Origin of the sequence: Methylobacterium sp. SyP6R (assembly GCF_019216885.1) — a bacterium.
Lineage (GTDB): Bacteria > Pseudomonadota > Alphaproteobacteria > Rhizobiales > Beijerinckiaceae > Methylobacterium.
Genome location: NZ_JAAQRC020000001.1, coordinates 3,940,001 through 3,965,594, shown reverse-complemented (window position 1 = coordinate 3,965,594; position 25,594 = coordinate 3,940,001). Strand labels below are relative to the sequence as shown.

Genomic DNA, 25,594 nt, shown 5'->3' with positions numbered 1-25,594 from the left:
TCGAGGTGACCATGGATCTGCTCAACGTCGTCGGCGGTGCGACGACGAACCTGCTCGGCTACATCGTGCCGTTCCTGTTCGTCCTCACCGTCGTGGTGTTCATCCACGAGATGGGCCATTTCCTGGTCGGGCGGTGGTGCGGCGTCGGGGTGACCAGCTTCTCGATCGGCTTCGGGCCCGAGCTCGTCGGCTTCAACGACCGTCGCGGCACCCGCTGGAAGATCTCGGCGATCCCGCTCGGCGGCTACGTCAAGTTCGTCGGCGACATGAACGGTGCCAGCGTGCCGGATCCGGACGCGATGGCGCGGATGAACCCGGCCGATCACGCGATCAGCTTCCACGCCCAGAACGTCTGGAAGCGGGTCGCCATCGTGGCGGCGGGGCCGATCGCGAACTTCCTCCTCGCCATCGCGGTCTTCGCCGGCGCCGTCTACGCCACCGGCCGCTACGAGGTGGCGCCCCGGGTCTCGGCGGTGCAGGCGGGCAGCGCGGCCGAGCGCGCCGGCTTCCAGCCCGGCGACGTGGTGCTGACGATCAACGGCAGCGTCGTGCACAACTTCGCCGACATGCAGCGCACCGTCTCGGGCGCCGCCGGCGACCCGCTCGACTTCACGGTGGAGCGCGGCGGCGTCACGACGCCGCTCACAGCAACCCCGGACGTCTACGAGGACAAGACCCCGTTCGGCACCCAGCGCATCGGCCGGCTCGGCATCCAGGGGCCGCGCGACGCCGCCGACGTCAAGCTCGTGCGCTACGGCGCGCTCGATTCGCTGAAGATCGGCGTCACCGAGACCTACTTCGTCGTCGACCGCACCTTCAACTACATCGGCAAGCTGATCACCGGCCGCGAATCGGCCGACCAGCTCTCGGGCCCGATGGGCATCGCCCGGGTCTCGGGGCAGGCCGCCAAGGTCGGCGGCATCGGGGCGCTGGTCGGGCTGATCGCGGTCCTGTCGGTGTCGATCGGCCTCATCAACCTCTTCCCGGTGCCGATGCTCGATGGCGGCCACCTGATGTTCTACGCCGTCGAGATCGTGCGCGGCCGCCCCCTGAGCGAGCGGGCGCAGGAGATCGGCTTCCGCATCGGCCTCGCCCTCGTGCTGATGCTGATGCTGTTCGCGACCTGGAACGACATCCTGCATATCGGCGCCGCCTTCAACCGCGGCACCTGACGCGCGGGAAAACCCTGTTCCGGCAAAGAGGGCCGCCCGCTCGCGCGGGCGGCCCTTTTTCGTGGGGATCGTTCTCCCGGAGATCGTTCCAATTTTCATAAAATGCGTGCCATTCCGGGGCTTTGACGCCCGCGGTGCGTTCATCGCGCGCTGACTCTGGCGGCCGAAAGCGTGGCCGTCGCCCGTGACAGGAAGGCAACGTCTGGGCAAAATCCCTGTAGGTCGGGAGCGTGGCGTTTGCTTCGCCGGGGATTCCCGATAGAAGCGGGGCTAGGACCAGGGGCCTTCGCCTTTGTGAGAGGGTGATCGTCTGCGGGTGTAAATCCGCGCCGACAAAAAATGAGACGGGCCATTTATGATGTCGATGACGGGTAAGCGCCGGCGTGCGTCGGCGAAGGGCGCCATTGTCATGGCCGCCACCATCGCCGCCAGCGGCAGCGCCTTCGCGCAGCAGATTGTCGTTCAGGGCAATTCCCGGATCGACCCGGAGACGGTCCGCTCCTACGTGGTCGGCGTGTCGCCCGAGGAGGGCCGGCGCAACCTGATCGCCAGCGGAATGTTCTCCGACGTGCGCGTGTCGCATAGCGGTGGCCGCATCGTCGTGTCGGTGCGCGAGAACAACACGATCAACCGCGTCTTCTTCGAGGGCAACAAGAAGGTCGAGAAGGGGACGCTCGAGAGCATCGTCGAGTCGAAGGCGCGCGGGCCCTACAGCCAGGCGCAGGTCAACTCCGATCTCGACCGGATCCGCGAAGTCTACCGCCGGGCCGGCCGCGGCCTCGCCAAGGTGTCGGTCCGCACCGTCGATCTGCCGAACGGCCGCGTCGACGTGGTCTACACCATCGACGAGGGCGACAAGACCGGCGTCAAGGCGATCAACTTCGTCGGCAACCACGTCTATTCGGACGGCCGGTTGAAAGACCTGATGACGCTGTCGGAGATGAACCTCCTCAGCTTCGTCAAGACTTCCGACGTCTACGATCCGGACCGGCTCGCCAACGACCTCGACCTGATCCGGCGCTACTACCTGAAGAACGGCTACGCCGACTTCCGGATCGCCTCGGCCGATTCGCGCTTCGACGACGCCGCCGGCGGCTGGATCATCACGATCACGGTCGAGGAAGGCCAGCAGTACCGCGTCGGCGCGGTCTCGGTCGATTCGCGCATCCCGGGCGTCGACGGCACCGTCCTGCGCGACGAGCTGCGCACCGGCGTGGGCGACGTCTACAACGCCGAGGACGTCGAGAAGACCCTGACCGGCGTCACCACCACGGTGGCGCGCAACGGCCATCCCTTCGCCCAGGTCCGCCCGACCGGCGAGCGCGACCGCGCCACCGGCACCGTCGCCCTCGGCTACATCGTCGAGGACGGCCCGAAGGTCTACATCGAGCGCATCAACGTCCGCGGCAACACCCGCACCCGTGACTACGTCGTGCGGCGCGAGCTCGACCTCACCGAGGGCGACGCCTACAACCGCGTGCTGATCGACCGCGCCGAGCGGCGCCTGAACGGCCTCGGCTTCTTCAAGAAGGTGCGGTTCTCCAACGAGCCGGGCTCGGCGCCCGACCGCGTCGTCGTGAACATCGATGTCGAGGATCAACCGACCGGTTCGTTCTCGGTCGCCGGCGGCTACTCGACGGCGGACGGGATCATCGGCGAGGTCTCGGTCTCGGAGTCGAACTTCCTCGGCCGCGGCCAGTATGTCCGCCTCGCCGGCACCGCCGGCCAGTACACCCGCGGCGTCGACTTCTCGTTCACCGAGCCGTACTTCCTCGGCTACCGCCTGGCGGCCGGCTTCGACGTCTTCAACAAGTACAGCGACCAGACCCGCTACTCGCGCTACGTGACCGACGTGGTCGGCGGCCAGCTCCGCCTCGGCCTGCCGATCACCGAGGAGTTCGGCATCACGCTGCGCTACTCGATCTACAACACCGACCTGAAGATCCCGAACACCCTGAAGCGGCCGTACAACGACTGCTCGGTGCCGATCCCGGGCTACACCGCCACCTACGACCCGGGCACGATCCTCAACGGCCAGAATGTCGGCGGGCTGGCGAGGTACCCGAACTGCGCCTATGACGGCGAGGCCTCGATCGCGCTGAAGGAGGCGGTCGGCTCGACGCTGACCTCGCTCGCCGGCGTGACCCTCGCCTACTCGACCCTCGATAACCTGCAGCTGCCGCGCAACGGCTTCTACGGCGAGGTGAAGCCCGAATATGCCGGCATCGGCGGCGACTCGAAGTTCTTCCGCGTCACCGGCGAGGCCCGGTACTACAAGGAGCTGTACGAGGACGTCGTCGGCTTCGTGAAGTTCCAGGGCGGTCACGTCCTGCCGACCGAGGGCAACGCGCTCCGCGTCACCGACCAGTTCTTCCTCGGCCCGTCGCTGGTGCGCGGCTTCGCGCCGAACGGCATCGGCCCGCGCGACGTCGGCTCGGCCGATGCCCGCTCGAATGCGATCGGCGGCACGACCTATGTCGGCGCCTCGGTCGAGGTGCAGTTCCCGATCTGGGGCCTGCCCCGCGATCTCGGCCTGAAGGGCGCGCTCTTCGCCGATGCCGGTACGCTGTTCGGCTACAAGGGCCGCCGCACCTTCGACGTCAACGGCGACGGCTTCATCAACGGCTTCAGCCCGACCGGCGGCTGCAACTTCAACGCGCTCAATATCGGCGTCGAACCGGAATGCGTGAACGTCCGCGACAAGCAGACGATCCGCTCGTCGGTCGGTGCGTCGATCCTGTGGAACTCGCCCCTCGGCCCGATCCGCTTCGACTACGCCTATGCCCTCTCGAAGGACGAGGGCCAGAAGGTCTTCGGCGCCGACGGCACCTATTACGGCCGGGTCGGCAAGGACCAGACGCAGGCGTTCCGCTTCTCGGGCGGCTCGCGCTTCTAACTCCCATCCGGCGGGCGCCGACGGCGCCCGCGTCTCGATCGACGGCCGCGGAGCAGATCGCTCCGCGGCTGTTTTCGTTTGTGCCCTCCGTCGCGACCGGGTAGTCCGGGCGCCCTCCCCTCGACGGGAGGATCTAGCGGCCCGGCGCGATCCGGCCCGCGGGGCCTTGGAGCACCATCCGATCGCGACGATCGGATGGTGCTCCAAGTCTTTGATTTTGACACATTTTCTTCGACGAACCGGTATCCACTTCGTCGGAAAATGCTCTTGGCGGATGCAGGCGATGTCGGAACCGGTCTTCTTCCCCCTCGCGGGGCCCGTCTCGCTGCACGAGATCGCGGCGCTCTCCGGCGCGCCCCTGCCGCCGGGTGCCGACGGCGAGGCGGTGATCCGCGCGGCGAGCCCCCTCGAGAGCGCCGGCCCCGACGACCTCGCCTACATGGACAACGCCAAATACGCCGGGGCCCTGGCGGCGACGCGGGCCCGCGCCTGCCTCGTCACCCCGCGCTTCGCCGCCCGGGTGCCCGAGGGCACGGTGGCGCTGGTGACGCCGCAGGCCTATCGGAGCTTCGCCACGGTGCTCGCCCGCCTGTTCCCGAGCGCGGCGCGTCCGACCTCGCTGTTCGGGGCCACCGGCGTGTCGCCCGGCTCCTTCGTCCATCCGACCGCCCGGCTCGAACCCGGCGTGGTGGTCGATCCCGGCGTGGTGATCGGGCCCCAGGCCGAGATCGGTGCCGAGACGGTGCTGGCGGCGGGCTGCGTCGTCGGGCCGAACGTGCGGATCGGTCGGTCTTGCGCCATCGGCCCCAACGCCTCGGTGCTGCATGCCTTCTTAGGGAATCGGGTGATCGTGCATGGCGGCGCCCGCATCGGTCAGGACGGGTTCGGCTTCGCCATGGGGCCGGGCGGCCACCTCAAGGTGCCGCAGGTCGGCCGCGTCATCATCCAGGACGACGTCGAGATCGGCGCCAACACCACCATCGACCGGGGCGCCAGCCGCGACACGGTGGTGGGCGAGGGCACCAAGATCGACAATCTGGTGCAGATCGCCCACAACGTCGTCATCGGCCGCCACTGCGTGATCGTCGCCCAGGTCGGCATCTCGGGCTCGACGACGCTCGAGGATTACGTCGTGCTCGGCGGCCAGGTCGGGGTGGTCGGCCACCTGCGCATCGGCATGGGCGCGCAGATCGCCGGGTCGAGCAACGTCAACAAGGACGTGCCGGCGGGCTCCCGCTGGGGCGGCACGCCGGCCAAGCCCGTGCGCGAGTGGTTCCGCGAGATGACGACGCTCAAGAACCTGGCGGCGCGCAGCCGCGACGAGGCGGGCGAGGGCTGAGGCCCCGGGGGCGGGGCATCCATCGGCGGAGATACCGTCGCCCCGCTCCCGCCGCAAATCGCTTGCATCCGCGGCGCTTCTCGCCAAAGACGGCGCACCGGACGTCCGGAGCGTATCCGGGGCAGCCATGAGGGAGCCTGACACCATGACCGAGATGCCTGCCGAGCTGGGTACGGCCGACATCCTGCGGGTGATGGAGCTCCTGCCCCACCGCTACCCGTTCCTGATGATCGACAAGATCGTGCAGATCGACCGCGACGAGAGCTGCATCGGCATCAAGAACGTCACGATCAACGAGCCGCACTTCACCGGCCACTTCCCGGCCGCCCCGGTCTTCCCGGGCGTGCTGCTGATCGAGGGCATGGCCCAGACCGCCGGCGCGATCTGCTGCGCCCACAAGCTCAAGGGCGACGCCAAGCCGAGCAAGGTCTTCTTCATGACCATCGACAAGGCGAAGTTCCGCAAGCCGGTCATGCCGGGCGACGTGGTCGAGTACCACATGCGCAAGACCAGCAACCGCCGCTTCATGTGGTGGTTCAAGGGCGAGGCCAAGGTGAACGGCGTGCTGGTGGCCGAGGCCGAGATCGGCGCGATGCTGGTGACCGAATGAGCGAGGCATCCGAGACCCGCATCCACCCGAGCGCGGTGGTCGAGGACGGCGCGGCGATCGGCGCCGGCGTCGAGATCGGCCCGTTCTGCCATGTCGGGCCGCAGGCCCGGCTCGGCGACGGCGTGAAGCTCGTGAGCCACGTCGTCGTGGCCGGCCGCACCACGATCGGCCCGCGCACCCGGATCTACCCGTTCGCCTCGATCGGCCATCCGCCGCAGGACCTGAAGTTCCGCGGCGAGGACTCGACCCTGACGATCGGCGCCGATTGCCAGATCCGCGAGGGCGTGACGATGAATCCCGGCACCGCCGGCGGTGGCCTCGCCACCGTGGTGGGCGATGGCTGCGCCTTCCTCGCCAACAGCCATGTCGGCCACGATTGCCGGGTCGGCAACCACGTCGTGTTCTCCAACAACGTGATGCTGGCCGGCCATTGCCAGGTCGGCGACTACGCGATCCTCGGCGGCGGGGCGGCGGTGATCCAGTTCGCCCGGGTCGGCGCGCATTCCTTCGTCGGCGGCCTGTCGGGGCTGGAGAACGACCTGATCCCCTACGGCATGGCGGTGGGCAACCGCGCCCATCTCTCGGGGCTCAACATCATCGGGCTGCAGCGCCGCGGCTTCTCCCGCGAGGAGATCCACGCGCTGCGTAAGGCCTATCGCCTGCTGTTCGCCCTCGAAGGCACCCTGATGGAGCGGGTCGAGGACGTGGCGGCGGAGTTCGACCAGCACCCGATCGTGCAGGAGATCCTGGCCTTCATCCGCGAGGGCGGCAAGCGCTCGGTCTGCACCCCGCGCGAGGCCCCGGGTCCTGCTTGATGGGCGCCGCGTGAGGAGCGCCGCGTGATGGCCGCCGCGGCGGCGAAGGCCGTACCGGCCGCGCGGCCGGCGCGCCCGGTCGCGATCGTGGCCGGGGCCGGCAGGCTGCCGCTCCTCATCGCGGCCGCGCTCGAGGGGGCCGGGCGCTCCTGCCGGGTGCTGGCGATCCGGGGCTTCGCCGATCCGGCGACGCGTCGGCGGGCCGACGCCACGGTCGATCTCCTCGACGTGCGCGGCGCCCTCGATACCCTGTGCGCCTGGGCGCCCGCCGGGGTGACCCTCGCCGGGGCCGTGGCGCGGCCGAGCCCGGCCGCCCTGCTCAACACGCTCGCCGCCTATCGCAACCGCGAGGCGCTTCGCTCGCTGGCCTCGGGCGGCGACGACCACCTGCTGCGCGGCGTGCTGGCGCTCCTCGAAGAACACGGATTGCAGGTGCTCGGCGTGCGCGACCTCGCGCCGGGGCTGATGGCGCCGCGGGGCCGCTTCGGCACCCTCGGGCCCGACGCGGCATCGGAGGCCTCGGTCGAGGCCGGGCGGGCCTTGCTCGCCAGCCTGTCGCCGCACGATGTGGGACAAGCCGCCGTGGTGGCGAGCCGGCGGGTGCTGGCGGTCGAGGGACCGGAGGGCACCGACCGGATGCTTGCGCGCGCGCGCGGGCTCGCCCGCCGTCCCCTCGGCCTCGGGCGTCCGCCCGCCGGGATGGTGCTGGTGAAGCGCGCGAAGGACGGCCAGGACCTCCGGGTCGACCTGCCGGCGATCGGCCCGCGCACCGTGCGCCGCGCAGCGGAAGCGGGCTGCCTCGGCATCGCGGTCGGGGCCGGCGACACTCTGGTGCTCGACCGGGCGGAGACGGTGGCGCTCGCCGACCGCCTCGGCCTCTTCCTCCTCGGCTTGCCTCCTGCTTCCTCGCCTCCCGATTTCTTGCCTCCCGCTTCCTGGCCGCCCGACCCGGAGCCCTCCCGTTGAGCGAGCGTCCTCTCACGATCTGGCTGGTGGCGGGCGAGGAATCCGGCGACCAGCTCGGTGCCAAGCTGATCCGCTCGCTGCGCGGCCTCTCGGACCGGCCGTTCACCCTCGCGGGCGTCGGCGGCGACGCGATGGCGGCGGAGGGGATGGAATCGCTGTTCCCGCTCGAGGACGTGGCGGTGATCGGCTACCTCGCGGTCGCCGCCCGCATCCGCCTCCTGATGCGGCGCATCCGCCAGACCGTGCGGGCCTGCGTGGCGGCCCGTCCCGACGTGCTCGTGATCATCGACAGCCCGGGCTTCACCCATGCGGTGGCGAGCCGGGTGCGCCGGCAGCTGCCGGATCTCCCCGTGGTCGATTACGTCAGCCCGAGCGTCTGGGCCTGGCGCCCGTGGCGGGCGAAGACCATGCGCGGCTACATCGACCATGTGCTCGCCCTGCTGCCGTTCGAGCCCGACGCCCATCGCCGCCTCGATGGTCCGGCCTGCACCTATGTCGGCCACCCGCTGATCGAGCGCTTAGAGGAATTGCGCCCGGGCCCCGCCGAGCAGGCGGCCCGGCAGGGCCCCTCCCCGGTCCTCGCGGTGCTGCCGGGCTCGCGCCGCACCGAGATCGAGCGGCTGATGCCGATCTTCGGCGCGACCCTGGCCAAGCTCCGGGCGCAGGGCCACGCCGTCACGGTCGAGCTGCCGGCCGTCGCCCGCCACCGCGCCCTGATCGAGCGCCTTGCCGCCGCCTGGCCGGTGACCCCGCGCCTGATCGACGGCGAGGCCGCCAAGCTCACGACCTTCCGCCACGCCCGGGCGGCACTCGCGGCGTCGGGCACCGTGACCCTCGAACTCGCCTTGTCCGGCGTGCCGATGGTGGTGGCCTACCAGGTGCCGAAGATCGAGGAGGTGATCGTCCGCCGCCTGATCCAGGTGCCGACGATCGTGCTGCCGAACCTGATCCTGGGCGAGAACGCGATCCCCGAACTGATCCAGTCGGATTGCACGCCGGATCGCCTGGCGGCGGCCCTCGGCCCGCTCCTGCCCGACGGCCCGGCCCGGGCGGCGCAGGAGGCCGCGCTCGCCCGCCTCGACGCCACGATGCGGCTGCCCGACGGCGACGACCCGAGCCGCAGCGCCGCCCGGATCGTGCTGACGGCCGCAGGCAGACGCTCTCTCAGCGGCTCCTGAGATACTCAAGCATCGTCCCGGCATCCGAGACCGTGAGGCCGACGCCCGGCGGATCGTCGCGAAAGCCGGGCTCGATGAACATCTTCCGGATCGTGCCGGCCTCGACATGCATGGAGTATCGCCAGCTGCGCATCCCCATACCCTGGCGGCCGCGCTTGACCAGCATCCCCATCTGGCGCGTAAAGTCGGCATTGCCGTCGGGCAGCATGAACACCTTCTCGATGCCCTTGAACTTCGCCCACTGGAACATCACGAAGGCGTCGTTGACCGACAGGCAGATCACCTGGTCGATGCCGAGTGCGGCGAAATCGTCGGCATGCTGCTCGTAGCCGGGCAGGTGGTCGTCCGAGCAGGCCGGCGTGAAGGCACCGGGCAGCGCGAACAGCACGATGTTGCGGCCGCCGAACACGTCGGCCGAGGTGAGATCCTTCCACTCGAACGGATTGGGGCCGCCGAGGGCGTCGTTCCGGATGCGGGTGTGGAAGGTCACGTCCGGGACGGTAGCGGGCTGCATCGGAACCTCGCAGGCATCGAGAATCGCGGGCAAGCGAAACGGGCACCGCGAAATTAGCCCCGGGGCAGGCCGGCCGTCACGGCAAAAATTGGTCCTCCGGGCCGGGCGGGTCCATCTCTACGCTGCGGTGCCGTGATGACTTGCGACAAGACGAGAGGAGCATCGGACCAGATCGGCATCAATGCGGGCCCCGCGCGTCGATCGCGTCTCCAGAACGTCGATCGTTCCATGAGGCCGCCGCGACAAAGTCGCACTCCTGAAAATCGTGCACTATCCTTTGGCGCCGATTGATATCCGCCGGTGACGCCTATCTCATCGTCGATGATGGAGGCCTGACCGCGTGTCGCGTGGCTCAGCCGGCGGCAAGGGGGCCTTCTGATGGCGGACATATCGGAGAAGCCGGATCTCGGCGGCCTCGGGCCCGCCGTCACGTCCCGCGGTCCGCGCGCCGTCACCGACACCCACTCGGACATCTTCTTCGCCGCCGTCGAGACGACGCGGATGCCGATGATCGTCACCGATCCGCACCAGCCGGACAACCCGATCGTCTTCGCCAACCAGGCGTTCCTGCGCATGACCGGCTACACGCCGGAGGAACTGGTCGGCACCAATTGCCGCTTCCTGCAAGGACCCGAGACCGACCGCGAAACGGTAGCGGAGGTGCGCCGTGCCATCGCCGAGCGCAAGGAACTGGCGACCGAGATCCTGAACTACCGCAAGGACGGCTCGACCTTCTGGAACGCGCTGTTCATCTCGCCGGTCTACGACAAGAAGGGCGAGCTGGTCTATTTCTTCGGCTCTCAGCTCGACGTGTCGAGGCGCCGCGACGCCGAGCTCGCCCTCCACCAGGCCCAGAAGATGGAGGCCTTAGGGCAACTCACCGGCGGCATCGCCCACGATTTCAACAACCTGCTCCAGGTCATCGGCGGCTATACCGACGTGGTACTGGCGCTCGCCGAGCATCCGCGGATCGACGCGACCCGGCTGCTCGGCGCCGGCCAGGCGATCCGCGCCGCGACCGACCGGGCGGCGCGGCTCACCCACCAGCTCCTCGCCTTCGCCCGCAAGCAGCGCCTCGACGGACGCGCGCTCAACCTCAACACCCTCGTGCGCGGCATGAACGAGATCACCGGGCGCACGCTCGGCGACCACGTCGTGATGCAGACCGATCTGGCGCCGGACCTGTGGAACTGCCGCATCGACCCGACCCAGACCGAGGTGGCGCTGCTCAACGTGCTGCTCAACGCCCGCGACGCGATGCCGGGCGGCGGCACCGTGACGATCAAGACCGAGAACCTGACCATCGACGACGAGATGGCCCTGCTGCTGATGGTGCGGCCGGGCGCCTACGCGGTGGTGCAGGTGCGGGATACCGGGCTGGGGATGCCGCCGGAGATTTTGGCGCGGGTGATGGAGCCGTTCTTCACCACCAAGGAGGAGGGGCGCGGCACGGGCTTAGGCCTCGCCATGGTGTACGGCTTCGCCAGGCAATCCGGCGGCACGGTGCGGATCACCTCGGAGGTCGGCCAGGGTACCATCGTGCGCCTGCTCTTCCCGGCCACCGACCAGGCCGTCGCCGCCGAGCGCCGCCCCGCGCCGCGGGCCACCGACCGGAGCGGCACCGAGACGATCCTGGTGGTCGACGACCGCCCGGACGTCGCCGAGACCGCCCGGGTGATCCTCGACGATTTCGGCTACACGGTGCTGGTCGCCCACGGTGCGCAGGAGGCTCTGGACCTGCTCGATTCCGCCGGCAAGGTCGACCTGCTGTTCTCCGACCTGATCATGCCCGGCGGCATGAACGGCGTGCTGCTCGCCCGTGCCGCCCGCGAGCGCCAGCCGCGGATCAAGGTGCTGCTCACCACCGGCTATGCCGAGGCCTCGATCGAGCGCACGGATGCCGGCGGCAGCGAGTTCGAGATCCTCAACAAGCCCTATCGCCGGATGGAGCTGGCGCGCCGGGTGCGGCTGACGCTGGATGGACCGACGGGGGTGGGGTAGGCCCGATTCTCGCCGGGCCTCCCTCCGTTCAGAGCGTCTTGGTGAAGTACACCCCGATCCCGCCCCGGAACGGCTCCTCGCGCTCGATGGCGAAGCCCGCCCGCCGGTAGAAATCGATGTTGCCGGCGAAGGCCTGGTTCGTTCCAAGCTTGATCGCCGTGTGGCCGAGGTCGCGCGCGACGGCCTCGGCCCGCCGCAACATCGCCCGGCCGAGCCCCTGGCCGTGATGCTCCGGGGAGACCGCCAGATTCTCGACCGAGAGATGGTCGGCCCGCGGGATCGTCTCGACCAGGGCGACGAGCACGCCGTTCCGCTCCAGCAGGTCGAAGCGGTTCACGCGAACCGCCTGCGCGTAATCGGCCGTCATCGGTACGGGCTCCCGGCCGATCACCGGCACCCATTTCGCGTAGGCCGCCCGCACCAGGGCCTGGATCGCTGGGACATCCGCCTTCGTCGCGGGACGAAAGGCCCCGATATCGGGACGTCCGGCCCTGGGTCCCTGCATTCCACGATGGCCGTCACCTCGACCTCTACCAGCGCATCCGGCCGCGCAAGGCCCGCAACGACGAGGACGGTGACGGCGGCTGGCCTGTCGGAGGCCCAGCGCGCCCGGCGCATCTGCCCGAGTTCGGCGAGGTCGGCGGCGCGGGTCAGGAAGAACGTCGCCTTAGCGACGTGCGGCAATCCCAAACTGGCCGCGGCGAGCAGCGCCTCGACGTTGTCCATCGCCTGCCCGAGCTGCCCGGCGAAGTCCTCGCGGATCCGCCCGTCCGGGGCGACGCCGAACTGGCCGGAGACGAAGAGGAGGCGGCCGGCCGGCACCTCGCAGGCATGGATGTAGATCGTGCGGAACGGCTCCGGCACGGTCCAGACGGTCGGCGGGTCGATGGTCTTCACGGTAGGGTGCCCTGCTTGCGCCCCGGCCCCGAGCGATCGGGCTCCACCGCACGGGGCAGGTGACGCCCCGCCGCGCTCACGGCCGCGAGGCTCGGGAGGACGCGATCCGGTGTGGGTGCAAGCGAGCGGCGCGAAGGCTGCTCAAGCTGGCGAGGAGCTACGCGCCCCCGTCCCGCCGACCGCGTCGAACGCGGCGTCGGCCTCGGACGGTCATCGTCGGGCGGAGCATGCTCATGCGACGACGCTAGGGGCAGCCTCTCCCGAGGGCAATCGGAAAGTGACGGCGCGCCCGGGGCGAGGCTCAGAAATTGTAGCCGACGCGCAGCCGCATCTGGTGACGGTCGAATCCCGACAGGTCGAGCGGTCCCGGCTCGCCGGACGCCCGCCCGGCGACCTGGACGTTCCAGGTGAACGAGGCCCAGGCCTGCGGCGACAGGGTCGTGTAGAGCGTGGGCCCGAGATAGAGCGCCTGCCCGGCGAGCCGGTCGAGGGCCAAGCCGTCATAGGTCCGGGCATAGCGCGTCTCGGCCCCGACGAAGAGGCCCGGCCGGACCTGATAGGCCAGGGCGGCGGCGGCCTCGATGCCCGATCCGAGCGCGCGCTGGTCCGGGGCGGTCGGGCGCGTGGTCGAGAAGGCGAAGCCGAGATTGACCGCCGCGACCAGCTTTCCGGGGATCAGCTCGCGGTCGGCCAGCAGCGCGACATCTGTCCCGAAACTGCGCGCCGGCGCGCCCGAACTGCCATCGACGGTGCCGTAGGCCGGCACGATGCTCAGCGTCAGGCCGAACGGGGCGGCGCGGCGGTCGAGCAGGCGCAGGCGGGTTTCGAGGAAGCCGCCGTTGACGCCGCCGGTGGTCCGGGCGCCGATGTCGTAGGCGTTGAAGGTGACGCCCGGCGCGAGACGGAAGTCGCCGGTCAGCGGCATCTTCAGGGCGAGGCCGCTGTCGACGGCGAGAAAGCGGCCGAGGCGCTTGCCGAGCCGCCCGTTCGTCTCCCACTCCAGTTCCACCTCTCCGGGCACGCCGAGGTCGCTGCCCTCGGTGAAGCCGAACAGGTGCTCGCTGTCGAGGTCGCTGGGGGTCAGGTTCTCGGCGGCGGTCGGGAGGGACTGGGCCACGGCGGGCGAATCTCCCTGCCCGATCGCCAGGCAGGCCAGGACGAACCCGGCCGTGCGGGAGGAAAACGGGGAATGGGCATGGCGCATCGCAACGGCTCATCATTATAGCTATTGCTATAATAAATAGGCACGGCCATTCCGATCGTCAACGGTTTCGGAGGGATCGGGAATGGAGGTACCGCGCGACACCGGAGCCCCGCCCCTGCGCGATGCCGGGCGGCAGGTTCTGGTCAAAACTAGAGATCCGCCCAGCCCCCTGCGACACGAAAAACCGTCCGACCGAATGTCGCGCTCCGCCGCGCACAGTCACGCGATTCGGTCAGGAACCTGCACCCCGATCATATGTTATCGCATCACTCACCGCTTCACACCGCAGATCATGGCAGATACGGATATGACCGACAAGAAGCAGCAGTCTCAGTCACACAATACTGACGACAACGGTCGCCATAACCACAAGAACCCGGACGCGCCGAACCAGGGCACCGTGCAGCATTCGGATGACGGCCGCCTGAAGGAAAACCGCGACAAGGGCATCCACCGCGGCGACAAGGAGTAGGCTTCGGGACCGACCGGAGCAGGAGGGCCGCCGAGAGGGGGCCCTTTTCTTTGACCCTGGCAGTGGCGACACCCTCGACGTCATCCCGGGTTCTCGTCTTCGACAAGCCCCGGGATGACGTCGAGCATTGTCGAGTCAACCGATCAAGCTGGCCGAGCCGGCCGCCCGTCGCGCCAAGGGCGCAAAGCGTCGGGGATGCGGAAATCCCGCGGCACCGCGAAATCGCGGGCGGCGCCGTGGGCGGCGGCGAGGCCCCCGGGATAGCCGCTGCGGTTATGGTACTCGTAGGTCCCAGGCGGCGGCAGGCGCTTGTCGGCGGTCAGGCCCTGGACGCAGACGATGTCGGCGAGCGTCACCCCCGCCACTGCCGCGGTGGCGAGCGCCAGGGTGCCGGCGCGGGGATTGTCGCCCTCGAAGCCGGTCGCCAGGGTGGCCAGATCGAGGGCATCGCCCGCGACCCGGCCCCAGATCCATGGCGTCGGATCGTGGCTCATCAGGATCGCCGCCCCGGTCGCGACCTCGCGGGCGCCGTAGGCCTGGATCAAGGCCTCGCGGCCATCGAGACCCAGCGCCCGGCACAGGGCCCGGGGCGCCAGGATCTCGGCGAGCCCGAGCCCGATCGAGAACCAGCCGAGGCCGCGGGCCAGGGCATCGTGGGCCGAGCGGGAGCGGGGATCGACGGTGCGGTTCATGCGCGAACGATCCGTGGCTGTCTCGCGGGTGCTTGGGTAGGTCATGGCCGGATCATCACCTTGATGCAGCCGTCCTGCTTGTCCCGGAACGTCCGGTACATCTCCGGCCCCTGCTCCAGCCCCACCGTGTGGGTGATGACGAAGGACGGGTCGATCTGCCCCTCCTCGATCCGCCGCAGGAGGTCGTCGCTCCAGCGGTTGACGTGGGTCTGGCCCATCCGGAAGGTCAGGCCCTTGTTCATCGCCGCGCCGAACGGCACCTTGTCGATCAGGCCGCCATAGACGCCCGGAATCGACAGCACGCCGGCCGGGCGGCAGGCCATGATCATCTGGCGCAGCACGTGCGGCCGGTCGCTCTCCAGCATCACCGCCTGCTTGGCACGGTCGTAGATCGCGTCGAGCGAGCTCGTGGCGTGGGCCTCCATCCCGACCGAGTCGATGCACTTCTCCGGCCCCTTGTCGTTCGTCATGTCGTTGAGCCTGGCGACGACGTTCGATTCCCCATCGAGGTCGATCGTCTCGGCGCCGCCGGCACGGGCCATGGTCAGGCGCTCCGGTACCCGGTCGATGGCGATGACGCGCTTGGCACCGAGCAGGATCGCCGAGCGGATCGCCATCTGGCCGACCGGGCCGCAGCCCCAGATCGCGACCGTGTCCTCCGGCTGGATGTCGCACTGCACCGCCGCCTGCCAGCCGGTCGGGAAGATGTCGGAGAGGAAGAGCAGCTTCTCGTCCGGGATGCCGCCCGGCACCTTGATGTGGGTCGCGTCGGCGAAGGGCACCCGCAGGTACTCGGCCTGGCCGCCGGCATAGCCGCCGGTGAGGTGGGTGTAGCCGAACAGACCCGCGGTGGTGTGGCCGAAGGCGGCCTCGGCGAGCTTGGCGTTACGGTTCGTGCGCTCGCAGACCGAGAAGTTGCCGCGCCTGCACTGCTCGCACTGGCCGCAGATGATGGTGAACGGCACCACGATCCGGTCGCCGACCTTGAGAGTCTTGTTGTCCCGGCCGACCTCGACCACCTCGCCCATGGTCTCGTGGCCCATGATGTCGCCCGACTTCATGCCCGGCATGAAGTGGTCGTAGAGGTGCAGGTCGGAGCCGCAGATGGCGCAGGAGGTCACCTTGATGATCGCGTCGCGCCCGTCCTCGATCGTCGGATCGGGAACCGTGTCGCAGCGGATATCCGCGGTGCCGTGCCAGACGAGGGCTTTCATCGCTGATCGTCTCCGAGGCGTGTGCCGCGGAAGCGCCGGGATTGGCGGTCCGCGCGCACGGGCCGCCCCGGCTCAGGTACTAATACCCCCTACCGGTAAGCGGCGATGCCCGGACAACCGATCAACGTTGCGGCTGTTCCTTGAAACCTCACGCGACCTTTGTGAGCGGGGCTCGCGCCTTCAGCGCGGCTCGACAATGCGGGCTCGCGCCTTCAGCGCGGCTCGACAATGCGGGCTCGCGCCTTCAGCGCGGCTCGACAATGCGGGCTCGCGCCTTCAGCGCGGCCTGGGCGCCGCACCGCCGCGGCGCAGTTCCAGGGTGACCCAGCCCTCGATCAGCCGGCGCCGGCGCAGGCGGAACCCCTGCGCCGCATAGGCCGAGAGCACGCCCGGCACGTCGCGGGGGATGAGGCCGGAGAGGACGAGGGTGCCGTCCGTCGCCACCGCGCGGGCGAGGCTGGGGGCGAGGCCCCGCAGCGGCCGGGCCAGGATGTTGGCGAAGACGAGGTCGTAGCCGCGGGCGACGCGGGCGAGCGGGTGGCGCAGGCCCGGCGCCTCGTAGAAGGCCATCAGGTTGGCGAGCCCGTTGAAGCTCGCATTGGTGCGGGCGGTCGCCACCGCCTCCGGGTCGAGGTCGCCGGCGATGACCTTGGTGTGCAGCAGGCGCGCGGCGGCGAGCCCCAGGATGCCGGTGCCGGTGCCGACATCGAGGACGCGGTGGGGCCGGCGGCGCTTCACCTCGTCGACGAGGGCGAGCAGGCAGCCGAGCGTGGTGCCGTGGTGACCGGTGCCGAAGGCGAGCGCCGCCTCGATCTCGATCGGCAGGTCGTTCGGCTGCACCCGGCCGCGGTCGTGTGCGCCGTGGACCAGGATGCGCCCGGCCCGCACGGGCTTCAGCCCTTCGAGGGAGGCGCGGACCCAGTCCTGCTGGTCGATCGCCGCGAAGGTGGCCTCGTCGGCGGCATCGCCGAGGATCGGGCGGATCAGCTCGCGCACCGCCTCCTCGTCCGGCTCCTCGGAGAAATAGGCCTCGAGGTGCCATGTCTTGCCGTCCTCGGCCTCGAAGGCCGCGACCGCGGTCTCGGTCGGGTCGAAAACCTCGCCGATCAGGTCGGTCATGGCGCGGGCCGCGCGCTCGTTCGTGTCGAGTCGCAGCACGTGGGTCGGGCGGTGGGGCGGCAGGCCTTCGAGCATGTCGCGCCAATAGCATCCGCGCCGCCCGCCGTCACCGCCCCGTCACGCCGGCGCGGCATCTCTCTCGCCGCGCCACGCCTCGTTCGCTGCACGAGTCGCACCGGTCGGTCCGGTGTGGCATCGGCGCATCAGCGAGGTGCCGTGAGGGAAACCTTGCCGATCCCTGCGGAACCGGCGCAGCCGGTCGGCGTTCATAGCGGCGCCGGTCGCCAGAAGCCGGCCGTTGAAGGATCGACCAATGCGTGCCCGAGTTCGCGAGCAGGTTCGGCCGGATGGATCCGGTGCCGATCCGGCTCAGACTCCCGTGCGGGAACCTCCCGCCTCGCGGGACACCACCACTTCGTCGCGGGACACCGCGATCTGGCGCCGCGCGGCGCCGCTCACCGCCGAGGATACGGCCCTGCCGGGCCGCATGCTCATGCTGCTCAGCCGGCTCCACCGGAGCGAGCTGCAGTTGCAGGCCGAGGCCGAGAAGACCGGCGCCGCCGGCGCGCAGGGCGCATGAACCGGCCTCCGGTCCCGGCTCCCATGGCTTCGGGTGATCGCCACACGATCTCCCGAGGCGATCGATACGCGCGCCGTCGAATGCTTTACGCGCCCAGGCGCGAGCCCAGTCGTGCATCCGGCACGTAGCCGCGGTTCCAGGTCGGGCTGATCACCACCTCGTTGAGGCAGACGTGGCGGGGGCGCGTCGCCACGAACAGGATCAGCGCCGCCATGTCGTCGGGCTGGAGCATGCGGGCCCGGTCCTCGGGCGTCACCGGCACCGGGCGCTTGTCGAGGATCGGGGTCGCGACCTCGGCCGGGCACAGGACCGTCGAGCGGATGCCGTTGACGCATTCCTCCATGTTGATGCTGTGGCTCATCGCCACCACTGCGTGCTTGGCCGCCGTGTAGGCCGGCCCGCTCACCGGGCTGACGAAGCGCCCGGCCCAGGAGGCGGTGTGTATCAGGACGCCGTCGCCTTGGGCCCGCATCAGCGGCAGCACCGCCAGCGAGGCGTAGAAGGCGCTCGACAGGTTGGCCTCGATCACCGCTTGCGCGCCCTCCGGCGACAGGGCGTCCCAGCGCCGCTCGCGCACGTTGCTGCCGGCATTGCTCACCAGCACGTCGAGCCGGCCGAACCGCGCCGCGATGCTGTCGACGATCGCCGTGATGCGGGCCGCATCCGTGACGTCGCCGGGCTCCACCACCGTCTCGCCGCCCGACGCGGCGATGCGCTCGGCGAGGGCCTGCAGCGGCTCCTCCCGGCGCCCGGTGAGCACCACCCGGGCCCCCGCCCCCGCGAGGGCCAGGGCCGCCGCCTCGCCGATGCCGCTGCCCGCGCCCGTCACCCAGGCGATCTTCCCGGCCAGATCCTGTGCCATGGTTTCGTGTCCTCCCGTGCGGCGGCTCCTTCCCCGGATTCGGGTGAGCCGTCCGCCGCGCCTGTCTGCCAAGCGACGACGGCGCCGCGCAAGAGCGGGGTCGGACGATCGGATCCCGGCAGCCGCCCGATCGGTGGAGGGTGGCTCGCCACGGCGGGGTGTCCCGCCTCCGCCTCTCAAGTCGAACAGGCCCTCGCGGGCCCGTCGAACGCATGGAAGCGGCGCAAGCCCGGCTTTCACACCGATCCCGCGCCGCGTCCGGCCTGCGCCTTCCAGTTCCGTCAGTGCAGATAGCCCAAGAAGAACAGGATCAGGATGATCGGAATCGGAATTCCGATCAACCAGAGCAATCCACCTTTCATCATTGCCGCCTCCATGACTGCACGGATACTCACATGCAGTAACAACGGAGCTTGGCGTGATCGGGTTCCACCCGAAACGTGGGGGTCCGCGAGGGCCAAACCAGCGTCGCGGCCGAGGCCGCAGGCCGCCTGTGCCTCTCGACAGGGCTACAACCGCACCATTAAGCTCGCCGGACCGTCGAGGATGGTGGCATCGGGATCGCAACCGGGAACCACTGCCGGCGGATGGGGCGTCCTCATGGCCGAGATCAAAGTCGTTGCAGGCAGTTGCGGCAAGGGACGCGGCCAGTACGAGGCGGGCGTCTTCACGACGCCGGACGGAGCCGAGCGCGGCGTCGATGCGGTCGTGACCATCGAGTCGCACGGCGGCATAGCCGGAGAGCGCAACTGGGGCGAGCAGGTTCTGACCGGCCTCAAGGGCGGCCTCGGCCTGGCCTCCAACCTCGACCTGACCGGGGCGACCGGTCTGGCGGCCTCGGCCCTGGCGGCGGTCGAGGCCGACGAGAGTCGGCCCAAGGCCCTGGTCGAGATCGCATTCACTGACGGCGGCTTCATCGTCGCCCTGGCGGACGCACGGCTGGCCGCCTTGGTAACGCATGATCGCGAGGTGCTACAGGTCGGCTTCGCGCGGGCGGCGAGCCGCGTCGCGGCCCTCCCCGCCTCGGCCATGCCGGCCGGCGGAACCCTGCAAGCGGCGAGCGACGCGGTGCAGGCCACTGCCGAGGCGGCGGCGAGCGGCCTGACCTCCGCTTTCGGCTTCGTCCGCCGGTCAGTGGGCCTGGAACGGGGGTGAGCACGGCTCACGCCGCCCGCCCGGCCTCCTCGCGCGCCACCGCGACGCTGACCCGATCGCGCCCATGCGCCTTGGCGTCGTAGAGCGCCGCGTCCGCCCGGGCGATCGTCGCCTGGATGTCGGGGTCGCGTATCGACACCGTCGCCACCCCGATGCTGACCGTGACCGCGATGGTGCGGCCGCCATGGGCGATCTCGGCGTGGCGCACCGCGCCGCAGAGGCGTTCGGCGATGTGCTCCGCCTCGGCGCCGCCGAGGCCGACGAGCAGCACCACGAATTCCTCGCCGCCGAAGCGGGCCACGGTATCGGAGATGCGCAACGCCTCCACCAGCAGGGCGCCGACACGGCGGATCACCGCGTCGCCGGCATCGTGGCCGTGCCGGTCGTTGACGCCCTTGAAGTGGTCGACGTCGACGACCAGCACGGCGACCCCGTAGCCGTCCCTGGCCTGCGCGAAGGCCATCTCCGCCGGCTTGGCGAAGCCGCGCCGGTTGAGGAGCCCGGTCAGAATGTCGGTGCCGGCGACCTGGCGCAGATCCTCGATCTGGCGCCGGTAGAAGGCGGCGACGCGGGTCGAGCGGAGCGTCACGTCGCTGAGCTCGCGCTCGACGGTGCCGATCCGCCGCAGCAGCGAGCGCAGGGCCGCCGAGAGGGCGGCGAATTCCCGCGCCCCGTCGAGGCGCGGCAGGGTCGTGGCGTCGGCGTCGCGGCCGACCCGGTCCAAAGCCGCGGTCAACTGCCGGAGCGGGGCCGCGGCGCGGCGCCCGAGCGACCAGGCGAGCGCGATGCCCAGCACGGCGACGGCGGCGCCGAGGCCGAGCAGCGCCTGGACGGAACGTTGCACCGGCGCGACGGCCTCCGCCTCGGCTCTGGTCGCCACCACGATCCAGCCGAGGCCGGGATCGCCGCCGGCGATCCCGCTCCGCGCTCCCGTCGCCGCCGAGGCGAAGCCCGCCAGCCGCGTCTCCCCGGCGATCTCCGCCGCGAAGGTGCCCCTCTCTTCTTCGGCCATGACGCCGAGCCGCTTCGGCCCGAACGGCATCACGCCGAGGCGCGGCCCCAGGATCACGCGCCCGTTCCGGTCGAGCACCCACAGGTCGGTGCCGGGCAGTCCCTCGTCGAGGAGCCGGCGGCGGACCCGGATCGCCCAGTCCCAGCTCAGGTGACCGCCGAGCACTCCGATGACGGCACCGCCGGCATCGCGCACCGGAGCGGCCAGGTCGACGAGGCGCAGGGGCTCGGGCTCGGTGCGTGTCAGGAGCCGGCTCAGCAGCACGGCCTCGTGCACGTCGCCGACATTGGGCCGGGTCAGCCCGGTCTCGAACCAGGTCCGCCCGGTCATCGCCATCCCTTCGAGCATCCCCTCCGTACCGGCCCGCACGCGGCCATCCGGCGCGACGAAGCCGAGCCAGGCGTAATCCGGGGCGGTGGTCCGCATGGCGGTGAGAACGCCGCGGGTGGCCGCGGGGTCGGTGGCCCAGCGCTCGCGCAAGGGCGCGAGGCCGGCGACGACCTGGATCTCGCGGAAGCGCTCGCGCAAGGTGGTGTCGAGGTTCTCCGCCATGCCGGCGGCGAGGCGGGCGAGACGGTCCTCGGCCAGCCGGAGGGCGCTCCGCCGCTCGAGCCAGATCGCCCCGCCCACCGTCGCCCCGACCAGGGCGAGGCAGAGCAAGCCGACCAGCGCGGCGAGCTGGTGCTCGAAGCGGAGGCGATTCCTGAACGACACGATGGACCTCCGCGACCCGGGGGCCCGTTCTCGCCCGTCTGACGAAACGAACGGTTCAGCCGATCGCTCGCATTCGAACGATCGTGCCGACCGACGGCGGAGATCCTGCCCGGGGATCCTACGAGAGATCCTGTGTGTCCTGGCCCGGATGGCGCCCCCGGCTGTGGAGGCGGCGCTCCTGCGCCCCGCGCTCGGCTGCATCGGTGAGCTGGGTGATGAGGGCGCCGGCCGCGCCGAGGGGAATCAGCAGGAAGACCGTGCCGCCATCCGGCCCGCTCACCTCGGCCGCCAGGGTGTCGCCGCCGTCGATCGTGCTGACGGCGGTGACACTGGTGATCGAGAGGACCCGGGGTCGTGCGTCGTCGGTCATGCCTGCCACTCCTGCGGCACAGATGCCACGAAAGCGGCCCTGGATAACTGCTAACACGTTACACTCTAGAGGAATTCTATCCGCCGTGCAGACACAATCGCCCTAGGCCGACCGGCCGAGGCCGGTCGGTACCGAACCGAGGCCACCCGGGGCCGTCGCCTGCCTCCTCAGGGCGCCGGGCAGGTGAGGCCGGCTCCCTCGGCGCGGGGGACCTGCGGATAGGCGCAGACCGGCCGCGACCAGAACACCGCGCCGCCGGCATCGCGCTTCGTGGCGACGAGCTCGCGCGGCGCCTCGCCGGCCTCGACCCAGCGCTCCAGCGCCGTCAGCGGATCGATGCCGGTGTCGGAGATGCCCGGCCCCTCGGTGCCGATGCCGCAATGGTCCATGCCCGGCACCATGAACAGGCGCGCGGTGTCCCTCAGCCGGTCGAGGCCGCCCGCCCCCTTTCCATCGAACCCTTGGGCCAAGGCCTCGTAGAAGGCGACGCTCATGAACGGCGTGACCAGCGGATCGCCCCAGCCGTGATAGATCAGGAGCTTGCCGCCCGCGTCGCGGAACGCCGACAGGTCGGAGACCGGCCGGACGGCCCCGGCGGCGGGATCGTAGGTGGCGGCGTTGTAGACCTGCGCCTGCGGCGCCATCCGGGCCGGATCGGCGGAGAAATCGAAATCCGTCACGCGATAGGCCGGCCCGGGCGAGGGCCAGAACGCCATGTAGCGCAGGAAATCGGCGGAGAAGAGCGGCAGGATCGCCGGCGCGTTGCCCAAGCCCGTGAGCCAGCGCGGCCAATGCGCCTCGGAACCCAGCGGGATGCCGCCCGGATAGAGTTGCCGGCCGGCCGCATCCGTCGGGCCGGCATACCATTTCTCCAAGACCCCGAGTTCGGCCTCGTTCAGGCACTTGTCCGTTGTTTTGCCGGTGCACCGCAGGGACGCCGGCTCGAAGCTGCATTGCCGCGGATCGGCGACGAGGCCCCCGGCCTCCTTCGCCCCGCAGGCGGCCGCCACCGCCTCCGCCACCAGCCTGGCCCGCGGCGTGGTCAGGATCGGCTTGCCGTCGGCGCCGGTATTCGCCTTCGTCACAAAGGCGAAGCTGGTGGCGACGAGACCGGTATAGTCGAGGGCCGGCGCCCCGCTGATGATCCCATCGAAATCCTTCGGGTATTTCAGCGCCTCCATCGCGGCCATGCGGCCGCCGGTGGAGCAGCCGGCGAAGTACGACTTCGCCTGCGGCCGGTCGTAGAAGGCCCGCACCAGCACCTTGCTGACCCGGGCGGTCTCGGTCACCGCGCGCTGGCCCCAATCCATCCGGGCGACGAGGTCGCCGGCGGCCCAGCGCCCGTCGGCCGAGCCGGTGCCCCAATGGCCCCCATCCATCGTCGAGGCGGCGTAGCCCCGGCGCAGGCCGTAATTCATCGCGTTGGTGAAGCCCGGCGCATCCGACAGCAGGGTGCCGCAGAAGCCGCCGCAGCCGGTGCCGTAATACTTGCCGTTCCAGTTCTGCAGCGGCAGCCGCACCTCGAAGCTGATCGCCGGCCGCACCGTGCCGAGCACCCGGCAATAGGCCGGCAGGTCCCCGGCGGCCGGCACCTCGGCGGCCGAGTGGAGGTTCACCGCCTCGATCCTGAGGTTGGCGAGCGCGCCGCATTCCCCGGCGAGGGCCGGTGCCGACAACAGGCCGACCGCCACCCCGACCGCGATCCCCACCTTGCGCCCCATCGTCCCCTCCCCGGCTTTTCGGAGAGCTTAACCGCAACCCCTTGCGCCGTCGCCAGCGGAATGCGCTAAACCGGCCGGAACGAGAGATCAGGGCAGGAAACGCGATGGCGGGCAGCACGGCCGGCGGGGCTTTCGAGGATTTCGGCACCTACGACTTCATCGTGGTCGGGGCGGGCTCGGCGGGCTGCGTGCTCGCCAACCGCCTCTCGGCCGATTCGCACCGGCGCGTGCTGGTGCTGGAGGCGGGCGGGCGCGACAACTGGATCTGGTTCCACATCCCGGCCGGCTACCTCTTCGCCATCGGCAACAAGCGGGCGGACTGGCTGTTCACCACCCAGGCCGAGGCCGGCCTGAACGGGCGCGCCCTCGCCTATCCCCGCGGCAAGGTCATCGGCGGTTCCTCGGCCATCAACGCGATGATCTACATGCGCGGCCAGGCCGCCGATTACGACGGCTGGCGCCAGCTCGGCCTCGACGGCTGGGGCTGGGACGACGTGCTGCCGTACTTCCTCAAGCACGAGGACCACATCGCGCCGCCGAACGGCTTCCACCGCTCCGGCGGCGAGTGGCGGGTCGAGCCGCCGCGGATCCGCTGGGCGATCCTCGACGCGATCCGGGACGCCGCGGCGGCCGCCGGCATCCCGAAGATCCCGGACTTCAATACCGGCGACAACGAGGGCTCGTCCTACTTCCAGGTCAACCAGCGCCGCGGCCGGCGCTGGAGCGCGGCCCGCGGCTTCCTGAAGCCGGCCCTGACCCGCCCGAACCTGCGGCTCGAGACCGGCGTGCATGTCGAGCGGGTGCTGATCGAGGACGGCCGCGCCGTCGGCGTGGTGTTCGAGCGCAGCGGGCAGCGCTACCTCGCCCGGGCGAACGGCGAGGTGGTACTCTCGGCCGGCGCCGTCGCGACGCCGAAACTTCTCGAACTCTCCGGCATCGGCGACGGGGCGCGGCTCCGGGGCCTCGGCATCGACGTCGCCCATCACGCACCGGGCGTCGGCGAGAATCTGCAGGATCACCTGCAGATCCGGCCGGTCTACAAGGTGACGGGCGTGCCCACCCTCAACCTCACCTATGCCAATCTGGTGAAGCGCGGCTGGATGGGCGTCGAATACGCGCTGTTCCGCACCGGGCCGCTGACCATGGCGCCGAGCCAGGTCGGGGTGTTCACCCGCTCATCGCCCGATTACGCCACCGCCAACCTCGAATACCATTTCCAGCCGCTCTCCCTCGACAAGTGGGGCGAGGGCTTGCACCCGTTCGGTGCCTTCACGGCGAGCGTGTGCAACCTGCGTCCGTCGAGCCGCGGCAGCGTGCACGCCGCGAGCCCCGACCCGCTCAGCCCCCCGGAGATCCGCCCGAACTACCTCTCGACCGAGGAGGACCGGCGCGTCGCGGTCGATTCCCTGAAGCTGACCCGCCGCATCGTCGCCCAGGCGCCGCTCGCCCGCTACCGGCCGGAGGAGCACCTGCCGGGGCCGGGCCTCACCAGCGACGCCGACCTGCTCAAGGCCGCGGGCGACCTCGGCACCACGATCTTCCATCCCGTCGGCACCGCCCGGATGGGGGCCGACCACGATGCCGGCGCGGTGCTCGATGCGCGCCTGCGGGTGCGCGGGATCCGGGGCTTACGGGTCGCCGACGCCTCGGCGATGCCGCGCATCACCTCGGGCAACACCAACTCGCCGACGATCATGCTGGCCGAGAAGGGAGCGGCGATGATCCTGGAAGAGGTGAGATAGTCTATTCCGCCGCCATCAGCGTGGGGGCACGGCTCCCCTCGGACAGGTAGATCAGGCAGGAGCAGCGCAGGAGCGAGGCGAAGTTGCGCACCTCGCCATGCCGTTCCAGCACCTCGTCGTGGAGCTTGGTGGCGAATTTCGCGACGCTGAGGCCCTCCTGGCGGGCGATCTCCTCCAGGATGGTCCAGAACGCGGTCTCGAGGCGCAGGGAGGTGCAGTGCCCGCCGATCCGCAGCGAGCGCGTCTCGTAGGCGTAGCGCTCCGGCGTCTGCTCGGCGAAGATCCGGCACATGGGGGCTCCTCCTGTCTCGTGTTGCGGCAAGGATATTGAAGCGGGAGGCGGCTCGGC

Annotated in this window: 24 protein-coding genes; 12 read left to right on the top strand and 12 right to left on the bottom strand. The window is 70.5% G+C overall.

The genetic code is table 11. The features are described 5' to 3' along the window. The first annotated feature begins 11 nt into the window (after positions 1–11). From rseP to lpxB, 7 genes are all read left to right on the top strand, one after another. Positions 12–1,172, top strand: a complete 1,161-nt coding sequence (gene rseP, locus HBB12_RS18265; RefSeq protein ID WP_236990646.1) for an RIP metalloprotease RseP — start codon at positions 12–14, stop codon at positions 1,170–1,172. Between the two features lie 355 nt (positions 1,173–1,527). Further along, positions 1,528–4,068 carry an outer membrane protein assembly factor BamA gene (gene bamA / locus HBB12_RS18260; RefSeq protein ID WP_236990645.1) on the top strand — a complete coding sequence of 847 codons (2,541 nt, stop codon included), beginning with the start codon at positions 1,528–1,530 and terminating at the stop codon, positions 4,066–4,068. A gap of 283 nt (positions 4,069–4,351) precedes the next feature. Next, positions 4,352–5,407, top strand: a complete 1,056-nt coding sequence (gene lpxD, locus HBB12_RS18255) for a UDP-3-O-(3-hydroxymyristoyl)glucosamine N-acyltransferase (RefSeq protein ID WP_236990644.1) — start codon at positions 4,352–4,354, stop codon at positions 5,405–5,407. A gap of 154 nt (positions 5,408–5,561) precedes the next feature. Continuing rightward, positions 5,562–6,017: a 3-hydroxyacyl-ACP dehydratase FabZ gene (fabZ, locus tag HBB12_RS18250; RefSeq protein WP_442919368.1), complete on the top strand. Its 456-nt coding sequence runs from the start codon at positions 5,562–5,564 to the stop codon at positions 6,015–6,017. Next, positions 6,014–6,832, top strand: coding sequence for an acyl-ACP--UDP-N-acetylglucosamine O-acyltransferase (lpxA, locus tag HBB12_RS18245; protein WP_236990642.1), 819 nt, complete (start codon positions 6,014–6,016; stop codon positions 6,830–6,832). The genes fabZ and lpxA overlap by 4 nt, the downstream gene beginning before the upstream one ends. Positions 6,833–6,859: 27 nt before the next feature. Then, the gene (lpxI, locus tag HBB12_RS18240) at positions 6,860–7,798 is read left to right on the top strand and encodes an LpxI family protein (RefSeq protein WP_236992825.1); all 939 of its coding nucleotides are present in this window, start codon (positions 6,860–6,862) and stop codon (positions 7,796–7,798) included. Continuing rightward, positions 7,795–8,976, top strand: a complete 1,182-nt coding sequence (lpxB, locus tag HBB12_RS18235; RefSeq protein WP_236990641.1) for a lipid-A-disaccharide synthase — start codon at positions 7,795–7,797, stop codon at positions 8,974–8,976. The genes lpxI and lpxB overlap by 4 nt, the downstream gene beginning before the upstream one ends. On the opposite strand, the gene HBB12_RS18230 is transcribed toward lpxB, so the two are convergent. Continuing rightward, complete coding sequence (locus HBB12_RS18230; RefSeq protein WP_236990640.1) at positions 8,963–9,490, bottom strand: peroxiredoxin; 528 nt, start codon at positions 9,488–9,490, stop codon at positions 8,963–8,965. The two genes, lpxB and HBB12_RS18230, sit on opposite strands and share 14 nt — an antisense overlap. Positions 9,491–9,868: 378 nt before the next feature. On the opposite strand from HBB12_RS18230, the gene HBB12_RS18225 reads away from it, so the two are divergent. Next, positions 9,869–11,491 (top strand): hybrid sensor histidine kinase/response regulator, encoded by a 1,623-nt coding sequence (locus HBB12_RS18225; RefSeq protein ID WP_236990639.1) that lies wholly within the window; start codon positions 9,869–9,871, stop codon positions 11,489–11,491. A 28-nt stretch (positions 11,492–11,519) separates the two neighbouring features. Here HBB12_RS18225 and HBB12_RS18220 read toward each other — a convergent pair whose 3' ends face one another. The 3 genes from HBB12_RS18220 to HBB12_RS18210 form a co-directional block, all read right to left on the bottom strand. Next, on the bottom strand, positions 11,520–11,858 hold the full coding sequence (locus tag HBB12_RS18220; protein ID WP_236990638.1) for a GNAT family N-acetyltransferase: 339 nt from the start codon (positions 11,856–11,858) through the stop codon (positions 11,520–11,522). Between the two features lie 20 nt (positions 11,859–11,878). Continuing rightward, complete coding sequence (locus tag HBB12_RS18215; RefSeq protein ID WP_236990637.1) at positions 11,879–12,388, bottom strand: RidA family protein; 510 nt, start codon at positions 12,386–12,388, stop codon at positions 11,879–11,881. Between the two features lie 301 nt (positions 12,389–12,689). Next, positions 12,690–13,505 carry a DUF6662 family protein gene (locus HBB12_RS18210; protein ID WP_236990636.1) on the bottom strand — a complete coding sequence of 272 codons (816 nt, stop codon included), beginning with the start codon at positions 13,503–13,505 and terminating at the stop codon, positions 12,690–12,692. Positions 13,506–13,674: 169 nt separating this feature from the next. Between HBB12_RS18210 and HBB12_RS18205 the strand changes: the two genes are divergently transcribed. Continuing rightward, a complete protein-coding gene (locus tag HBB12_RS18205) occupies positions 13,675–14,064 on the top strand; it encodes a hypothetical protein (protein ID WP_236990635.1) in 390 nt (129 codons plus the stop codon). A gap of 143 nt (positions 14,065–14,207) precedes the next feature. Here HBB12_RS18205 and HBB12_RS18200 read toward each other — a convergent pair whose 3' ends face one another. The 3 genes from HBB12_RS18200 to HBB12_RS18190 form a co-directional block, all read right to left on the bottom strand. Then, positions 14,208–14,756 (bottom strand): cyclase dehydrase, encoded by a 549-nt coding sequence (locus HBB12_RS18200; RefSeq protein ID WP_236990634.1) that lies wholly within the window; start codon positions 14,754–14,756, stop codon positions 14,208–14,210. Between the two features lie 41 nt (positions 14,757–14,797). Further along, on the bottom strand, positions 14,798–15,970 hold the full coding sequence (locus tag HBB12_RS18195) for a zinc-dependent alcohol dehydrogenase (protein WP_236990633.1): 1,173 nt from the start codon (positions 15,968–15,970) through the stop codon (positions 14,798–14,800). Between the two features lie 276 nt (positions 15,971–16,246). After that, on the bottom strand, positions 16,247–17,164 hold the full coding sequence (locus HBB12_RS18190) for a 50S ribosomal protein L11 methyltransferase (RefSeq protein ID WP_236990632.1): 918 nt from the start codon (positions 17,162–17,164) through the stop codon (positions 16,247–16,249). A 304-nt stretch (positions 17,165–17,468) separates the two neighbouring features. Between HBB12_RS18190 and HBB12_RS18185 the strand changes: the two genes are divergently transcribed. After that, on the top strand, positions 17,469–17,669 hold the full coding sequence (locus tag HBB12_RS18185) for a hypothetical protein (protein WP_236990631.1): 201 nt from the start codon (positions 17,469–17,471) through the stop codon (positions 17,667–17,669). An 85-nt stretch (positions 17,670–17,754) separates the two neighbouring features. On the opposite strand, the gene HBB12_RS18180 is transcribed toward HBB12_RS18185, so the two are convergent. Beyond that, the gene (locus HBB12_RS18180) at positions 17,755–18,531 is read right to left on the bottom strand and encodes an SDR family oxidoreductase (RefSeq protein ID WP_236990630.1); all 777 of its coding nucleotides are present in this window, start codon (positions 18,529–18,531) and stop codon (positions 17,755–17,757) included. A 600-nt stretch (positions 18,532–19,131) separates the two neighbouring features. Here HBB12_RS18180 and HBB12_RS18175 point away from each other — a divergent pair. Beyond that, on the top strand, positions 19,132–19,686 hold the full coding sequence (locus tag HBB12_RS18175; protein ID WP_236990629.1) for a hypothetical protein: 555 nt from the start codon (positions 19,132–19,134) through the stop codon (positions 19,684–19,686). A gap of 7 nt (positions 19,687–19,693) precedes the next feature. On the opposite strand, the gene HBB12_RS18170 is transcribed toward HBB12_RS18175, so the two are convergent. From HBB12_RS18170 to HBB12_RS18160, 3 genes are all read right to left on the bottom strand, one after another. Next, on the bottom strand, positions 19,694–21,412 hold the full coding sequence (locus HBB12_RS18170) for a sensor domain-containing diguanylate cyclase (RefSeq protein WP_236990628.1): 1,719 nt from the start codon (positions 21,410–21,412) through the stop codon (positions 19,694–19,696). Positions 21,413–21,530: 118 nt separating this feature from the next. After that, positions 21,531–21,782, bottom strand: a complete 252-nt coding sequence (locus HBB12_RS18165) for a hypothetical protein (RefSeq protein WP_236990627.1) — start codon at positions 21,780–21,782, stop codon at positions 21,531–21,533. Between the two features lie 167 nt (positions 21,783–21,949). Beyond that, positions 21,950–23,503 (bottom strand): tannase/feruloyl esterase family alpha/beta hydrolase, encoded by a 1,554-nt coding sequence (locus HBB12_RS18160; RefSeq protein WP_236990626.1) that lies wholly within the window; start codon positions 23,501–23,503, stop codon positions 21,950–21,952. Between the two features lie 104 nt (positions 23,504–23,607). Here HBB12_RS18160 and HBB12_RS18155 point away from each other — a divergent pair, with 104 nt between their 5' ends. Then, positions 23,608–25,245: a GMC family oxidoreductase gene (locus tag HBB12_RS18155; protein WP_236990625.1), complete on the top strand. Its 1,638-nt coding sequence runs from the start codon at positions 23,608–23,610 to the stop codon at positions 25,243–25,245. Position 25,246: 1 nt separating this feature from the next. Here HBB12_RS18155 and HBB12_RS18150 read toward each other — a convergent pair whose 3' ends face one another. Then, entirely contained in the window at positions 25,247–25,537 is a 291-nt protein-coding gene (locus HBB12_RS18150; RefSeq protein ID WP_236990624.1) for a ribbon-helix-helix domain-containing protein, read from the bottom strand. Positions 25,538–25,594 lie beyond the last annotated feature (57 nt).

Bases quoted from the DNA above. Each gene is read 5' to 3' on its own strand.
- rseP (WP_236990646.1), top strand. From the start codon at position 12: ATGGATCTGCTCAACGTCGTCGGCGGTGCGACGACGAACCTGCTCGGC.
- bamA (WP_236990645.1), top strand. From the start codon at position 1,528: ATGATGTCGATGACGGGTAAGCGCCGGCGTGCGTCGGCGAAGGGCGCC.
- lpxD (WP_236990644.1), top strand. From the start codon at position 4,352: ATGTCGGAACCGGTCTTCTTCCCCCTCGCGGGGCCCGTCTCGCTGCAC.
- fabZ (WP_442919368.1), top strand. From the start codon at position 5,562: ATGCCTGCCGAGCTGGGTACGGCCGACATCCTGCGGGTGATGGAGCTC.
- lpxA (WP_236990642.1), top strand. From the start codon at position 6,014: ATGAGCGAGGCATCCGAGACCCGCATCCACCCGAGCGCGGTGGTCGAG.
- lpxI (WP_236992825.1), top strand. From the start codon at position 6,860: ATGGCCGCCGCGGCGGCGAAGGCCGTACCGGCCGCGCGGCCGGCGCGC.
- HBB12_RS18230 (WP_236990640.1), bottom strand. From the start codon at position 9,490: ATGCAGCCCGCTACCGTCCCGGACGTGACCTTCCACACCCGCATCCGG.
- HBB12_RS18225 (WP_236990639.1), top strand. From the start codon at position 9,869: ATGGCGGACATATCGGAGAAGCCGGATCTCGGCGGCCTCGGGCCCGCC.
- HBB12_RS18220 (WP_236990638.1), bottom strand. From the start codon at position 11,858: ATGACGGCCGATTACGCGCAGGCGGTTCGCGTGAACCGCTTCGACCTG.
- HBB12_RS18205 (WP_236990635.1), top strand. From the start codon at position 13,675: ATGGAGGTACCGCGCGACACCGGAGCCCCGCCCCTGCGCGATGCCGGG.
- HBB12_RS18200 (WP_236990634.1), bottom strand. From the start codon at position 14,756: ATGAACCGCACCGTCGATCCCCGCTCCCGCTCGGCCCACGATGCCCTG.
- HBB12_RS18195 (WP_236990633.1), bottom strand. From the start codon at position 15,970: ATGAAAGCCCTCGTCTGGCACGGCACCGCGGATATCCGCTGCGACACG.
- HBB12_RS18190 (WP_236990632.1), bottom strand. From the start codon at position 17,164: ATGCTCGAAGGCCTGCCGCCCCACCGCCCGACCCACGTGCTGCGACTC.
- HBB12_RS18180 (WP_236990630.1), bottom strand. From the start codon at position 18,531: ATGGCACAGGATCTGGCCGGGAAGATCGCCTGGGTGACGGGCGCGGGC.
- HBB12_RS18175 (WP_236990629.1), top strand. From the start codon at position 19,132: ATGGCCGAGATCAAAGTCGTTGCAGGCAGTTGCGGCAAGGGACGCGGC.
- HBB12_RS18165 (WP_236990627.1), bottom strand. From the start codon at position 21,782: ATGACCGACGACGCACGACCCCGGGTCCTCTCGATCACCAGTGTCACC.
- HBB12_RS18160 (WP_236990626.1), bottom strand. From the start codon at position 23,503: ATGGGGCGCAAGGTGGGGATCGCGGTCGGGGTGGCGGTCGGCCTGTTG.
- HBB12_RS18155 (WP_236990625.1), top strand. From the start codon at position 23,608: ATGGCGGGCAGCACGGCCGGCGGGGCTTTCGAGGATTTCGGCACCTAC.
- HBB12_RS18150 (WP_236990624.1), bottom strand. From the start codon at position 25,537: ATGTGCCGGATCTTCGCCGAGCAGACGCCGGAGCGCTACGCCTACGAG.